Source organism: Mesorhizobium sp. M0923, from assembly GCF_040319365.1.
Taxonomy (GTDB): Bacteria; Pseudomonadota; Alphaproteobacteria; order Rhizobiales; family Rhizobiaceae; genus Mesorhizobium.
Map to the genome: position 1 here is coordinate 16,541 of NZ_JAMYNW010000028.1, position 14,202 is coordinate 30,742.

16 protein-coding genes are annotated in these 14,202 nt (G+C 60.8%); 10 read left to right on the forward strand and 6 right to left on the reverse strand.

All coding sequences use genetic code 11. The features are described from left to right. Window positions 1-20 precede the first annotated feature (20 nt). Window positions 21-203 carry a DUF3606 domain-containing protein gene (locus NKH89_RS31215; RefSeq protein WP_352911099.1) on the reverse strand — a complete coding sequence of 61 codons (183 nt, stop codon included), beginning with the start codon at window positions 201-203 and terminating at the stop codon, window positions 21-23. Between the two features lie 131 nt (window positions 204-334). After that, window positions 335-547 (reverse strand): hypothetical protein, encoded by a 213-nt coding sequence (locus NKH89_RS31220; protein WP_156948261.1) that lies wholly within the window; start codon window positions 545-547, stop codon window positions 335-337. Window positions 548-569: 22 nt separating this feature from the next. Here NKH89_RS31220 and NKH89_RS31225 point away from each other — a divergent pair, with 22 nt between their 5' ends. Together NKH89_RS31225 and NKH89_RS31230 are read left to right on the forward strand one after the other, a co-directional pair. Continuing rightward, window positions 570-827, forward strand: coding sequence for a hypothetical protein (locus NKH89_RS31225; RefSeq protein ID WP_352911101.1), 258 nt, complete (start codon window positions 570-572; stop codon window positions 825-827). After that, a complete protein-coding gene (locus tag NKH89_RS31230; protein WP_352911104.1) occupies window positions 776-1,084 on the forward strand; it encodes a hypothetical protein in 309 nt (102 codons plus the stop codon). The genes NKH89_RS31225 and NKH89_RS31230 overlap by 52 nt, the downstream gene beginning before the upstream one ends. A 755-nt stretch (window positions 1,085-1,839) precedes the next feature. Here the strand turns inward: NKH89_RS31230 and NKH89_RS31235 are convergent. Further along, window positions 1,840-2,724, reverse strand: coding sequence for a hypothetical protein (locus NKH89_RS31235; protein WP_352548626.1), 885 nt, complete (start codon window positions 2,722-2,724; stop codon window positions 1,840-1,842). A gap of 634 nt (window positions 2,725-3,358) precedes the next feature. After that, window positions 3,359-5,137, reverse strand: coding sequence for a DNA ligase D (gene ligD, locus NKH89_RS31240; protein ID WP_352911108.1), 1,779 nt, complete (start codon window positions 5,135-5,137; stop codon window positions 3,359-3,361). A 157-nt stretch (window positions 5,138-5,294) separates the two neighbouring features. Here ligD and NKH89_RS31245 point away from each other — a divergent pair, with 157 nt between their 5' ends. The 8 genes from NKH89_RS31245 (at window position 5,295) to NKH89_RS31280 (ending at window position 12,067) form a co-directional block, all read left to right on the forward strand. Continuing rightward, window positions 5,295-5,537 (forward strand): DUF982 domain-containing protein, encoded by a 243-nt coding sequence (locus NKH89_RS31245; RefSeq protein WP_352484268.1) that lies wholly within the window; start codon window positions 5,295-5,297, stop codon window positions 5,535-5,537. A 361-nt stretch (window positions 5,538-5,898) separates the two neighbouring features. After that, window positions 5,899-6,141, forward strand: a complete 243-nt coding sequence (locus NKH89_RS31250; protein ID WP_031195006.1) for a type II toxin-antitoxin system Phd/YefM family antitoxin — start codon at window positions 5,899-5,901, stop codon at window positions 6,139-6,141. Then, window positions 6,141-6,557, forward strand: coding sequence for a type II toxin-antitoxin system VapC family toxin (locus NKH89_RS31255; protein WP_352484267.1), 417 nt, complete (start codon window positions 6,141-6,143; stop codon window positions 6,555-6,557). The genes NKH89_RS31250 and NKH89_RS31255 overlap by 1 nt, the downstream gene beginning before the upstream one ends. Continuing rightward, a complete protein-coding gene (locus NKH89_RS31260) occupies window positions 6,547-7,719 on the forward strand; it encodes a tyrosine-type recombinase/integrase (RefSeq protein ID WP_352911111.1) in 1,173 nt (390 codons plus the stop codon). Before NKH89_RS31255 ends, NKH89_RS31260 begins: the two co-directional genes overlap by 11 nt. Before the next feature lie 192 nt (window positions 7,720-7,911). Next, complete coding sequence (locus NKH89_RS31265; protein WP_352484265.1) at window positions 7,912-8,586, forward strand: protein-L-isoaspartate(D-aspartate) O-methyltransferase; 675 nt, start codon at window positions 7,912-7,914, stop codon at window positions 8,584-8,586. Window positions 8,587-9,176: 590 nt separating this feature from the next. Further along, window positions 9,177-9,881, forward strand: coding sequence for a Crp/Fnr family transcriptional regulator (locus tag NKH89_RS31270; RefSeq protein ID WP_352484264.1), 705 nt, complete (start codon window positions 9,177-9,179; stop codon window positions 9,879-9,881). Between the two features lie 941 nt (window positions 9,882-10,822). Continuing rightward, on the forward strand, window positions 10,823-11,575 hold the full coding sequence (locus NKH89_RS31275; RefSeq protein WP_352911115.1) for a LuxR C-terminal-related transcriptional regulator: 753 nt from the start codon (window positions 10,823-10,825) through the stop codon (window positions 11,573-11,575). A 303-nt stretch (window positions 11,576-11,878) separates the two neighbouring features. Next, window positions 11,879-12,067 carry a hypothetical protein gene (locus tag NKH89_RS31280; RefSeq protein WP_352484262.1) on the forward strand — a complete coding sequence of 63 codons (189 nt, stop codon included), beginning with the start codon at window positions 11,879-11,881 and terminating at the stop codon, window positions 12,065-12,067. A gap of 148 nt (window positions 12,068-12,215) precedes the next feature. Here the strand turns inward: NKH89_RS31280 and NKH89_RS31285 are convergent, their stop codons facing one another. Both NKH89_RS31285 and NKH89_RS31290 read right to left on the reverse strand, forming a co-directional pair. Continuing rightward, window positions 12,216-12,512 carry a hypothetical protein gene (locus tag NKH89_RS31285; RefSeq protein WP_502895924.1) on the reverse strand — a complete coding sequence of 99 codons (297 nt, stop codon included), beginning with the start codon at window positions 12,510-12,512 and terminating at the stop codon, window positions 12,216-12,218. A 792-nt stretch (window positions 12,513-13,304) separates the two neighbouring features. Beyond that, window positions 13,305-14,138, reverse strand: a complete 834-nt coding sequence (locus NKH89_RS31290; RefSeq protein ID WP_352484261.1) for a LuxR C-terminal-related transcriptional regulator — start codon at window positions 14,136-14,138, stop codon at window positions 13,305-13,307. Window positions 14,139-14,202 lie beyond the last annotated feature (64 nt).

Below are 14,202 nucleotides of genomic sequence, written 5' to 3' on the forward strand. Positions count from 1 at the left end.
GCATCCTGTGCGGCCGAGGTTCACTTCTTGCCCAGCTCGTCTTCGACCTTCTTGCGACTGTTGCCGAGCGACTTCGCCGCCGATTTGACGTCAGCTTTGCTGGCGCCGGTTTTGCCCGCCTCGTACTTCATTTCATGATCCTGCCCACCAGCGACCCTGGCACGGTCCTGATTGCGTCCACGTGTTGTTCCAGTGCTTGCCATTTCTTCCTCCGAGGATTGCCGTTCCAGTCCCAACAACGCAGCCGGACTCTTCCGGTTCAATCCTTCGACGCGCGGGCCATGGAACCGAATCCAGGCCGGGTTTGTTGAATCAGCCCATGTATTCGAGGCCCTCAGTCGACCAGGCGCTCACCGACGACGCCCCCGAGCTCGCCGCCAGCCTGCACGACTTGGCCGACCAGCTGCACACCCCCTGCCCGCCAGCCTGAGCGACCGCGTCGTGCGGCGCAGGCCACCGACCTCGGCCGGGTCGCCAGGGATACCTGGCACGGCGCCGCCACCGGCGACGCGACAATCCCCGCTGGCCTGGCTGGCGCCCTGGTCACCGATGCATCCGGCATCGGCGACGTGCGCGACCTGATCCACGAAGGCTGCGCCTATCTCGACGGCGCCGCCTATGACCCGGTCATCCTCGGCCTCGCCGCCGTCGGGCTCACCATCGCGGTCGTCACGGTGACCATCTCGGCGCCACCACGCCGGCACGCGTCGGGGCCACGGTTCTCAAGGCCGCCAGCAAGGGCGGCCGGCTGTCGAAGCCGCTGCGCGGCGAATTGGTGCGGCTCGCCGGCGACGCCGTCGATGGCGAGGCGCTGCGCGCCACGGTGACTCTCGCCAGGGCCGGCGATCTCGCCGCCGCCTGCGCCACGCTTACGGGCGTGCTGCGCCCTGCCCCGTTGGCCACCCTGCGCACAGCCGCCGCCGACCTCCTCGGCATCGTCGCCAAGGCGCAAGGCTACCGCGCCACGGCGGATGTTCTGAAGCTGTGGACATCCGCGGCGGACATGGGCCGGTTCACGCGCCTGTCGGCGCGGTTCGGCAGGGGTTCCGGGGCCTCCTCGCCGTGCTCGGCGCCTCGGCGCTGACGCTCGCCGGCCTGACCGTCACGCTCACCAGTTAGCTGGCTGGCCTCGGCCGTGGTGTGGGCCCTGCTCTACTTCAGCTGGCGGCTCCTGCGCCGGCTGGGGCGGTGAGCTACCCCGTGGGGGCTGTCTGCCTGGCTGTCTGCCCCCACACCCCGAGGATATTGTAGGACGGTTAGGATCCTGTTTTCGGAGGTGTCATGGCGCGGAGACGGGCTGGCAGGCGGGCGATCAGCTCGCCGATCGGCACGCCCGGCCGGGGGTCGCTAAGACTGGCACGCTGCATGGCCTCAAGGACGGGTGTGGGTCTCCGCATCGTCGACGCTCGAGCCGCCTTCAGCGGCCGGCACCTGACCACGCGCGCTGTCAGTCGGCTTCGCCGGCATGGAACAGGGCTGCACCAGGCGTACCCCAAGCCCCCGCCCAGCCTGGCGCGACGCGTGACCGCCCGCCGCGCCTCGCGCTCGGCGGGTTTGTCATTTCCGCCGCGGTGCCCTTTCCGCCTTGTAAGGGCGGTATCCAGCGACGAACATTTTCTCCACGCTGCTAAGGAGCGATATGACAATTCTTGCGGTTAACTTCCAAGCGATACCCGACTCCCCTCTCTGATCGGGGAATCACTTTACCAAATCAATGCGTTTCCACACAGGCTGGACCCAAGGCGGTCGCCATCAGTCAGCAGTAGACCTGCCCAAGCTCCGCCCGACCGAAGAATCCGTGTGTTGCGGCCGCCTTAACGCCGGATGTGAGCGCCGCATCTACCGCTCGCGACTTCGCCTACTACGCTCACTGCCGCGGGCTTTTCGACGGGCAACTCTAAGTTCGGCGAGCGTTGGCCTCCACCAGCCCCTGAAGCGTTCGGTCGGCCCGGCGGATAGCCGAGCGGGCCATGTGCTCACAAGTTCGGCCAGCGTAGCCGAACGCCACCTGCCCCAAACGAAGTCGCCGTTCGCAGGCATTGCGCGGGGGTAGAAGGCGGCTACGTCGGATAGCTCAACCAGTTCACCGGAAATTTCAGTGAAGACGACAATCCCGTACTGCTCGGTTGCGACAGCGCGGCCCAGAGTAGGTAGATCTTGAGCTGGCAGCGGATAGCGATGGCGCCGGCGTTCAGCAGCCCGCTTTTGTGCGGCTTTATATGCTTCGGTGTTCCTGGCGGCTGCTCGTCGCCGTTTCCTCTCCTCCGGTTCGGCATGCTGCGCAGCTTTTTCGATGCTTGGCCATCGGCGCCGTAGCTCTTCATATGAGCGGAACGGAACTCTCCAAGCCCGCAACTCATCGTCCCAACTCGCCCACGGAACAGCGCGCAATTCTTCAAGCACGGTCCTCGAATAGGAGGTGCGAATGCGGAGGTCGTCCGCGATCTCCAGATACTGGCTCGATATTGGGTCGAAGGCGAAGGCATCGCGTCCCTTGCTATCGTCATGGGGCGCCCGTAGCGCCGCCTCTTGCGCCAGCCAGCGGTCGATCCGCCGGGCCGCCGTCTTGCCGGGTACGAACCAGCTGCTGCGCTCGTCGCTCCATCTGGCACGCGGAAAGGTTTGCTGAAACCGCTCGATCGCCATTCGATCGAACGAAAAGCGGGCCTCGGCACCACGTGCATCCTTTTTCTGCGGCGCGGGACGAGCGTTGGATTCCGTCATTGTGCATCAACCGAGTTCGCTGCACGGAACGCAGCGCCGGCCCTAAAAGTTCACCAGCCTGACGGACTCCGCGGAATATGGCGCCTGAAGTGATCCCCGATGCTCGAGACCGGCGAAGTGAATCTTTTCCCACGCTCGGCGGTTAGGGAGAGCCGAGAGGATGACCAATGTCTAAACCAGATGGGAGAGCGGCTTGCGGCCGTGCGGCCGATAAAAGCTCGTTCGTGGCAACCGTGGTGCCGAGACGTTGGCTAGGCGGACGCAGTCACCTTTCCGGAGAGCCGGCAAGCCTACGCCGAAATGCTGGGTAACGGCTGGATTGATGCCGTCCGCCGCATCCCTCCACAGAAAGGCATCTACACGTATTGGAACTTCTCCTACCGGGGCGGTTATGATCGGAGTTCCGGCCTCCGGATGGATCATCTCCTCGTGAGCCCATCACTTTCGAACAGGTTACGTGATGCCGGCGTGGACGCTGATTTGCGAGGTTGGCAAAAGCCGAGTGATCATGCGCTCGCCTGGATAGAGCTCGACCTCTGCGGCAAATAGTTGAGTGATCCATTGTTCGGCTAGGCGTCTTCGCCGACTGCTGACAAAAATCCCTGCCGGGAATTTCGTTTCCTGCCCTTGATCCTCACGCTGCCTTTCTGACGGCCGCCCTGAACGGACGGTCGATGGTGAAGGCATCTGGACGGATGGCTGCCTCAACCTGGCTCCAGGTCACGGGATAAGCGATTGGGAAGCCAGGTCGCGCTCGTGGGGAGAAGGCGCCGACCGCCGTGTTGCCGCGCCCATTGCGGAGGTAATCGATGAAGATGCGGCCCTTTCGGGCTGCCGGTGCGGCGGAGAGCAGATAGCGGTCAGGATGAGCTTCAGCGAGGCGCTTGGCGAACGACCGGGCAAGGAGCCGGGCATTGTCGTGCGTGATCTTCGTCGCAAGTGGGGCCATCAGGTGAATTCCCTTGCCGCCCGTCACCTTCGGCCAGCTCTCCAGACCTTCTGGTTCCATGATGTCGCGGAGCGCTAGCGCGGTCCGGATGACCTCATCCCACTCGACCCCCTCACCCGGGTCGAGGTCCAGAACGATGCGGTCGGCATGCTCGATGTTATCAACGGTGGCATTCCAAGGATGCAGCTCTACAGCATCCATCTCGACCAGCCCTAGCAGGCCGGCAAGGTCGTCCACCCACACGCGCACACCTTCGCCACCCTCGCGCTTCTGAACGCGCAACTGATGCACTGCTGGCGGGATCTTCGGCAGCGCGCCCTTGTGGTAAAAGGTTGCGCCGAGAGCATGGCGGACCAGCTTCAGCGGTCGGTGGCCGAGATGGACGAGTGCGTGATCGGCAACCCTCTGCCAATAGCGCGCAAGCTCTTCTTTGGACGGCGAGACCGCCTCGGGCAGCAGTTGCAGGATGTTCTCGCTGGGAACGCCATATTCCCGGGCTGGCCCACGTCGCTTTGATGGCGCAGGAGGCTTGGCCGGGATCGCCACGAGGTCTTCTCGCAGACCCTTGAACACGGCTTCACGCAGCACGCCGCGATCTGTTACGCCACTGAATTGCACCTCGGCCAGCACGTCCGGTCTGACCCATGTCGCCTTCGGTTTCACGATCGGCTCTGACAGAGGTGATTTGTTGATGATCAGCGGGTCAAGCCGCTCTCGAACCAGTCGCGCAGCGCTCAAGGTGTAGCCGCTGCGAGCCTTCCCGGCATAGAGCAGTCGGTCGCCCTCGCGGCGGCCCATGTAAAGCGATGCGATACGGCGCGGGTGAGCGCCGAGCTTTTCCACGAAAGCGACAATGGGGAAGGTGTCGCTCTTGATGCACTTCACCTTGAGCCAACTGGTCTGGATACCCGAGCGGTACGTGGCATCGGTGCGCTTGGAGACAATCCCCTCCAAGCCCATTCGGCAGGCATGTTCAAACACGTCCGTGCCGCTCACCTCCAGATGCTCGGCATAGGTCAGTGTCGGCGCTGAGTTCTTAAGCAGCTTCTCTAGGGCTGCCTTGCGCCTCACCAGCGGCTGCTGTCGTAGATCGCGCCCGTTGAGGTGCAGCAGGTCGAACGCGTAGAAGATGAGCCTCGCCGAGTCTGGATTGCCCAACTCCCGTTCCAAGGCTTGGTAATCCGGCAGGCCGCTGTCGCCGAGAACGACAGCCTCCCCGTCGATGATCGCCGCCTTCACCGGCAAGCCCGCCGCTGTTTGAACAATTCGTCGGTATCGATGCGACCAGTCGTAGCCACGACGCGTGAAGGCCCGCGCTTTACTGCCCTCAATGATCAGCTCGGTGCGGTAGCCGTCGTATTTGATCTCGTGAAGCCATTCGCCGCCCTCGGGCGCATTCTCGACCAGCGTGGGCGACTGGAACTCAATGAAAGAGAGCTGGCCATCCCCAGCTTTGGAACTCATGGCATACTCCTGACCTTCCACCCAAACCTTGCGGCCAGTGAATAGGTTCCGCAACAGGGCTGGCCGGAGGAGCAAGGCCCCGAGCCGGTTTACCCGATCCTTGCTCGAACCGGGCGTGGTTGAGGGAACTCTTAGTTAAGCCGTCGCTTATGTACGAATGTCGCTCCATTGGTTCTCTCCGCCGGTCTCCGTAAGGACCACCCGTCCTGGCATTGCTTATCAGTGCAACAACGTCGAGGGAGCCGCCGAGCAACTGTTGCAGTGGACCAAGCGTGGCCCCAAGTGGCACAGCGCAGTGCAGCTCTGCATGGATGCCATGATCGATCAGGTGAAACCCGAAGTGGTCCGCAGGGCGTTTCTCGAAGCGGCCAAGGAAGAGGGAAACCTAGTGCCTCCTTAGCATCTGCGACCGAAAGCCCTACTCTTGGTCGGGCACGAACCTAACAAAGAGCATCGTCGGCTCTGCAGCGAGGCGGCGGTCGTAGAACTGGCAAGCGAGGATCATTGACTTGCCGACTACCGCTGCGCCTTCAGCGATAGTCAAGCTATCCGGCATTTAAGCTGACTTGCAGGGGATTTTCTCTGGCCTTCTCACTATCGATAATTACCTCTTATCGATAGCGATCAGACCAAGGCTTGACCAATCTGCGGAATCGGCGCTATCGTGGTGCAGAACCGTGTTTGTCGTGCATGGCTGGGCTCAGCGCGACGCGAGTCGCATAGCGCGCTACAGCACAGCAAGCTCCTACGAGGACAAAACAATGACCATCACGGTGAAAATTGGCGAGGCCAAAACCCACCTTTCGGAACTGCTCGCTAAGGTCGAGGCCGGTGAGGAGGTGATCATTTCGCGCGGCAACGATCCCATTGCCAAGCTGTCCCGCCTTCCCCAAAACCAGGATCTGGGCGCCTTGATCGAAGAGGTCCGCGCCGCGCGGGCCCACGCAAAACCTGTCACCACCGAGGAAATTCTGGCCTGGAAGCATGAAGGCCACCGTTACTGATGCGTCTCGTCCTGGACGCGTCCATAGCCGCGGCCTGGCTGCTGCCGGAGGAGCACAGCGCGGTCGCCGAGACCCTGGTTGCCGGCCTGACGGAGCGATCGCCCGTGCCGTCGCTGTTCTGGCACGAGGCGCGCAGTGTCGTGCTGATGGCCGAGCGGCGTAGCCGCATCGCCGCAGGCGAAGCGGCCACCGCCATGGCACGGCTGCGCCGATTGCCGCTGGAGGACGCCGGCGGCGGGTCGGACGGCGCGGTGCTGGCGCTAGCGGCCGCGCACGGTCTCAGTGCCTATGACGCCGCCTACCTTGCGCTGGCCATCGAAACCGAGTTGCCGCTGGCGACCCTCGATCGCAAGCTCGCCGTTGCCGCGGGCGGCAAGGGAGTCCGCATTTTCGGACCGCTCGCCAATGGCAACTGACCTCGTCGCTCGGCCACCTGGCAATGGTGTTCGACGCGCCGAGGCGCTCGACGCATTGGATTCGGTGCTGCCCTTCGACCGGCGCGATCTTTTGGCCGAAATCCTGACCGACGACGATGTCGCAACGCTGCGCCACCTGGCCAAAGAAGGCATCGGCGCAAACTCTCTCCGCGCGCTGGCCTCCGACCTTGGCTATCTCGAGGCATGGTCTTTTGCCGCCACCGGTTCTCCGCTGCCCTGGCCGGCGCCGGAAACGCTTTTGATCAAATTCGTCGCCCACCACCTGTGGGATTCTTCCCGGCGCGAGAGTGATCCGACCCATGGCATGCCGGCTGACATAGCGGCGTCGCTGGTAGCCCAGGGCCTGTTACGGGTGACAAAAAGACCGCATGCGCCGTCCACCGTGCGCCGGCGCCTGTCGAGCTGGTCCACCTTGACCAGATGGCGCGGACTTGTCGGAAACTTCAACGCGCCGGGGCTGCAGAGCGCCATCAGACTGGCGGTGCGCGCCGGCGCCCGGCCGCGGAACCGCAAGAGCAAGAAAGCGGTGACTGCTGACATTTTGACCGCCCTCCTGAAGGCCTGCGCCGGCGACCGCCTCGTCAACATGCGCGATCGCGCGCTGCTCATCACCGCCTTCGCCTCGGGCGGTCGCCGCCGCAGCGAGGTTTCTGACCTCCGCGTCGAACAGCTCATCGAAGAAGAGCCGGTGCCCGCGGATCGCAAGGATTCAGAGGGGCAAAAAATTCCCTGCCTAAAAATCCGGCTCGGCCGGACCAAGACGACACAGGCCGATGGCGACGCTTTCGTGCTGCTCGTCGGCCGGCCGGTGACGGTGCTGCGAGCGTGGCTCGAGCGCGCCGGCGTCACTGAAGGCGCCGTGTTTCGCGGCATCGACCGCTGGGGCAATCTCGAAGCGCGCGCCCTGACGCCGCAGGCCGTCAATCTGATCCTGAAGCGCCGCATCGCCGAGGCCGGGTTCGATCCGCAAGCCTTCTCCGCCCACGGCCTGCGCTCCGGCTATCTCACCGAAACCGCACGCCGCGGCATTCCGTTGCCCGAAGCCATGCAGCAGTCGCAGCATCGCTCTGTGCAGCAGGCCTCGAACTACTACAATGACGCGGAACGCACGCTCGGGCGGGCGGCGCGGATAATCGTCTGAGTCGCAGATCGATCCGACCCTTGCGGCGCGCCCAGAATCTCAAGAGTCGCCGCCGGCGATAGCCTGCCAAGACTGTGACTGTCACCCACGCTTGCCCTGGGCACCCGTAATGGAAATGATCGCGGGCGCTACCGTGACGAACAGGATATAAGGCTCTCTGGCAGCAAGCTGGTTGAGGGAAGCCCCACCGTCATGAAGCCAATGAACGAAGAGCACCTCGCGGTCCTACGCAGGCACATGGTCGAGATGATTGCAATCCATACCGACCTTGCAAGCGAAGAACTCGGCAAGGCGGCGCTCGATGAGCAGGTGATGGCAGCGATGCGGCGAGTGCCGCGGCATCTCTTCGTGCCAGCCTCGGTTGCAACTTATGCCTACCAGGACATGCCGCTGCCGATCGGCTTCGATAAAACCGTCTCGCAGCCTTTCATCGTCGCTCTCATGACCGATCTCCTCGCGCTGCAGCCGCACGAGGCGGTGCTCGAGATCGGCACCGGCCTGGGCTATCAAACCGCAATTCTCGCGGAGCTCGCCGGGCAAGTTTGGAGCGTCGAAATCATCGAGGAATTCGCAAGCCATGCCGAGGCTCTGCTGCAGGGCCTCGGCTTATCCAATGTCGGCATTCGTGTCGGAGACGGGTCGCGCGGCTGGCCTGAGCACGCCCCATACGACAAGATCCTGGTCACCGTGGCGGCTGGGCGGGCGCCGCCGGCCTTGCTTGAGCAGCTCAAGCCGGGGGGACGCCTGGTTCTGCCTGTGGGACCTGAAGATGTGCAGTTGCTGACGGTCATCGACAAGGATTCGGCAGGGCAACTGAAGACTCGCAAACTCATCCCGGTTCGGTTCAGCCGGCTCGAAACGGTCTAATGAGGTGCGACAACTGGCGCGACCGCGTTTCCGACCGTCAATCAGATGCCAGCCTTCCGCGTTTCTTCGCCCTTGGTGAACGCGAAGAAACGGTAGAGTCGAGGTGTGGCGCAATGGCGGTAGGTTGAACATATCTGTTTGCCGCCCCTTCGTCTTGTCCTGCCTTATTGATCCAACCTTGGCTCCGTTTCCACACCCCGCTCATCGAACCGGACCTGCAGATCTCCCGCATCCGGCTCTCGGACAAGTACTCACGCCTTCAGCCACGACACGCCACGTCCAAGTCGGGTCAGACGTACGAGCCCGAAGTGCTCGTAAAGATGCGAGTCTGGATAGGCTCCGCCCTTGCTTCGTGCAGGCTAGCTGCTGCTGAGCAATGATCTCACCACACTTCTGCAGGGCTTGGCGTAGATCGTCTCGCCGAAGCCGGAAGACTTGACCGCCTGATGCTTGCAATTCCTTGATCTGAACGCAGTCTACCTCATTCGAACAGACGAGGACAGTAGGCCATGCTGCCTCTACCGTGGGTGGTCCTTCTGTCAAACTCGTGCGGGAGAAATTATTGTAGGTTGTGCGGAAATTGAAGCAACATGCAAACACTGTTGCAGTTCATACACTCGCATCCCGTAGGGGGGACATTCTCGAAGGACGATTGGGGTAACAACGATTTTCTCGGTGTGGCCGCAAGAATTTACAAACCCCATTCGGTGATATGCCGCCAGGATGACAACAACGATGGGATATTCATCGTAAAATCGGGTTGGGCCCTCCTTTACCGCGGACTACTGGACGGAGAACGGCAGATCATCGACACTCCTCTGCGGGGGGACATTGTCGGGTTCCGTTCCGTGGACGGACCCCGTTTAGCGTCCCTGGCGTCCATAACCGAACTAGCTGTATATGAAATTTCCAGCAAGAAACTGGTAGAGGCCATCTTGTCGGAAGGCCGCCTCGGCAAGACTATCGCCTGCTCCCTGGCCCGCCTGAACGCCATCCTTGCCGAACATCTCATGAATGCCGGGCGCCGGAACGCGATGAGTCGCACCGCCCATTTCCTGCTCGAGTTGGAGGAGAGGCTCTCGATCGTTGGCCTATCGGCCCATGGAAGATATGAGTGTCCCCTTACCCAGCACGAATTGGCCGACATCCTGGGAATGACCACCGTTCACCTCAATCGGACGTTGAGGGAACTCCGCAAGGCCGATCTCGTCGCTTTCAAGACAGGCCATGTAGAGGTGATCAACCGCAAGAAGCTGGTCAAAACAGCCGGATTCGACAGCGAGTACCTCAGGTAAAGGTTATTACCTCTAGCTCGGGTTCAACCGTCTCTAGCGGGGCTTTCGCGTCGCCCCTGCGGCGCGGTGCTGGGCGCCAGCGCATAGGGCATCAGCAAAATTTCTGCTGGAAGACGACAGTGCGCTGTCGCTGGAGCAGTTCCACACGATGTTTTCCGGGCTGCTAGTGCGCGGCTGACCTGGCGGGGCCGCGGTTTATCTTGACGAGGGCAGCGGCAAAGGCCCGCTTATCATGATCGACGGCACCATGGCCTATCGCATGAGGAGAAGGTGCTGCCGAAATGCGTGTAAGCTGCCCATAAACTGCGGCAGATACAGCCGGGTGTTCTCGGACCTAAAGCGCTTGGCAACGGATGCCACGAACTGCGCCCTGGTCATGCCAATATCCACCTTCAGGAATTCTCGTCCACAATCGCGGGGAACTACCGATCCTCCCTCGAATGGCTGCTGGGCTTGGGGTTTGGCTGAGCGGTCCCATCCTGAGAATGGCATCATCGCCTACCCGGTTAGTCAACCTCGCAGAGCTATCCCACTCCTTGGCATTCCTTAAGCGGTCGGGAATCATTTCAACGGTTGGCACATGGCCAAAGAGATTGAATCTCGCCGGTGCCGCGCGTCACGATCGAACTCGCGGGAGCTTCAAGGCGGGGTGACGCGGTCTGAACACATGCCCCCAGGCGACCGTCGACGCGAAATTTTCTAAAAATTAACTTATGTTAGAGAACGCTTATAAATAGACGATAGGCTGCACAAGCTGTTCTCGGCTAGGGGCGAAGAACTGCTGAAAACTGCTGGGTGAGCCTCAGGCTTTCACAAGGGCGGGGTGCTCAATCACAAGCGCACTCAAACACACGGCAGCGTATTCAAGCTTTCAGATTGCGAAGAATGAGGGGGTTTTGGCAGCCGCAACGCGGCTTATATCCGAAAGATTGGGGATTGGCATGGGTTCCACAGCAGGGCGGCATAATTACACTTCGACCGATCGGCCAGGAGTCCTGTCCAGCGGAACGAAAAGCGTCCACGGCCAAGCAGGCAAAGGAAGCCTCCTCGTCCTGGACGGAAGGGCCCTGGACGGCGAGTGTCTCGCACTTGCCCTCGCGGACCACGAACTCGGCATGGAAATCGCGGCCATGGGTTCGATCGATGAATGGCGCGTGAAGAAGGGCTCGGTCCCTCGCCTCGCAGCCATACTCTTCAACCTTGGCGGCCGGAAGGTCACCGATCATGGGATCGCAGACGAGATTCGGCATATTTCGTCCGAATTCAAATCAGTTCCTGTGGTTATCCTGGCCGACACCGAAGATCTTGCACACATACTGACCGCTCTCGAATGCGGCGCACGCGGCTACATTCCGACCTCGGTCGGAATCGATGTCTGTGTCGAGGCTATAAACCTTGCGGCAGCGGGAGGCATCTTCGTCACTGCGAGCAGTGTCCTTTGCATGCGCCACCTGATAGGGTCGGACAGCCGCGACACCCAGCCTTTGAAAGGCATGTTCACGCTTAGGCAGGCCGAGGTCGCCCAGGCGCTCCGGCGCGGAAAAGCGAACAAGATCATCGCCTACGAACTGAACCTGCGAGAAAGCACCGTGAAGGTCCACATCCGAAACATCATGAAGAAGCTGAAGGCGACCAACCGCACGGAAGTCGCCTACAAGGTCAACGATCTCTTTGCGAGAATGAAGTCTTCCTGAAGCGTTCCCAAGCAATAAGACGGCCAGCCTCGAATGAATCCCGGCGCGCCGTCTTATTGAAAGTCGGGGGATCTCCGTTGCAGTGAATGGCATCCGGGAGCCGCCCGAGATACAGCGGCCCCCGCCCCGGTGGGGTTCGTTGCCCCGAGCTTTCTGATTGTATGCTGTAAGGAATCTTGGCGGGGTGCTCCGAAGCGCCCGGTTTCGTCGCGATGAACTTGCTCTGCAGTCCTCTGGAAAGCTGTTCCAAGGGCGCGGTGTCAGAGGCAGTGGTCCGCATGCGGCCGCAGAAGCTCTCGGCGCTTGACCCAACGGCAAGCCGGCTGGACATACCGTCCCGTGTTCCTGCAGGGCATTCAGGCGTGGAGTGCTCATCGCGCTCTCGTCGTCAGCTACACCCGCGACGAGGCGGCTGTCATGAAGATGATAGCGGCCGCCGACGGTGCGCTGGCGGTGATGAGCACGATCTCACTTCGGTTGCGGACCAAATAAGGCGACGGTGTCTGACAAACAAGCCTAGGTCCCGCCGAAAGGCTTCGGTGGGACCTGCACATACGGCGGCACACGAAGGCCTGGAGGACGACCGCTTGAAAGGGACATGCGCGACTTCCGCCAGCTCGGAAGCTGACCGCGATTCGGGTTAACTTCCTGCCGCTGAATCCGCGGATCCATCTGCAGTGTCAGGGAAAGTGTGCCTGGCCACCCATCTTACGGCTTCTTCGATCGTATCGAAATTCTTGTGCTGCCCGCTCAGCAGCCCGAAGCCTGTCTCGAGGAACCATTTGCCCTGCGTGGAGTAGGCTTCCTCGTCGATCTGAGTAAGGACCGCTACCAGTTGGTCCCATTTCCACACCAGAACCCCGGATTCCCCGCCCTCGACCGTTCCGATCCGGGCTTTCTTGAACGAAAATCCAGGAGCAATTTTTGTCATGCCCACTTTGATGAATCCCTCAACTTCAAAATGGAAAGTAAAAACGGGCGGCTTGCATGGTTAGTTCTGTACTGTCTTTCCTTGTAGATGTCTACTTGCCGGACCGCTGTAGACGAATTAGTTAGCAGATCGCCCGGTGAGTTCAAGGCCCACTCGATTTTTCGATGGTCTCCCCATTGGTTTTTTTGTGTGCAAACTGCTAAAGAATTTTGGCCTTCCGGAGCGTGAAAGCCTCGGCGAAATGCTCGGTGCCCGGCATTCCATTGCGCGCAATCTCGCTGATCGCGGAAGACGTTCCAGGTCAGTTGGTTGAACCTCCCGGTGGTCCTGATGGGTGTCGAACCTGGCCTGGATTAACACCACGTCGGGATGAACCCGTGATCTTGCATCCGTCAGCCGCTGCTTTATCGATCGGCTGTGGGCGGGGAAGTGGCTGTCTTCGAAATCCGCCACGGCAATCACAAAAGGCCGGTCGTGGTCCCGTTGGCGGGGTCCAGCGCAGCGCCCCGTTGCGATCCCGTCTCTACTGCACCCTCCTTACGCTACCATCGCCGGGGGTGATTTGAACCTACCCGTTCTTGATCGCGCAACCTCGTATCAGGGCGTAGCTTTGGAAAGTGCATCGTAGAAAGGTGTGGTTGCGGGACCTGAGACCATCTCAAAATTGCGGTTTTCAGCATCGGGATTTAATGTACTGGTAGCTCGTCGCATCGGTCGACCGGGGTCTCCTTCGTGCGGCAGCTAATGCAGCGTACAGGTCAGCAGCCCGAAGGTGATATTGTCAAGACGCGGAGGCGGTCACATCGGATGAGTGTTCTTGACAAGGTGGTACTCCTTTTGTGCTTCAAGTAGCTCTTGCGGATGGGGAGAAGGCTGAGTTACCGTCCTTTCGGTCCCTGACGGGCCAGTGCCAGGAGCGGACGTGAGCATACCATGGTTCATCGCCCAAACTGCAGCCTGGGTGCGGTTGCCGACCCGAATCTTTCGAAGGATGGCCTTCACGTGCACCTTCACCGTAGCCTCGGCGATGTTAATCTTGCGCGCGATTGTTTTGTTAGATTCCCCTCCGATCAAGCAACGTATAATACAATCTTCCCGAGTTGACAACATTGATGGTTCTCGATCAGTGTTCTCCATTGTAACAGCCACATTCGTAAACTCATGTACCGCATCATGTTTCAGACCATGTCTTATGTCTTGAATAAACGTCGAAGTTTCTGCAGGTAGCACCGTCTGACCTAGCATAACCAATTCGAGAGCTTTGATGAAGGTGTCGTGAGCGGCAACTTTTGTCAAATACGCGTCAGCTCCCGCACGAAGGGCTGAAACTATATCGTTCGGTCGACAGTGATCGGCTAGCGCAACGACATGGCTGGTCGGATAGATCCCTTTAAATTCTGAAATTTGTGCGAATCCAGCACCCGCATCAGTACCGTCGAGATCCATGATGAGCAAGATGGACCGGTGCTTGGGTAGGGGCTTCTGCAGAAGGTCGTGAACACAAGCCGCAGAGAAAAGAATGCGAAACTTTGCTGCATCGAGAATTAGAACAAGGCCCTCTCGGAGTAACTCGCTTTGGCTGACAAGCACTGTCATAAAAGACTTTGTGGTCACCAAGGATTTCGTTGTCATCATAGCCTCCCCTGACGCGATTGAGGTACGCGCGTCTCGCAAGGCGCTCCTCGCAAGTTTCTTT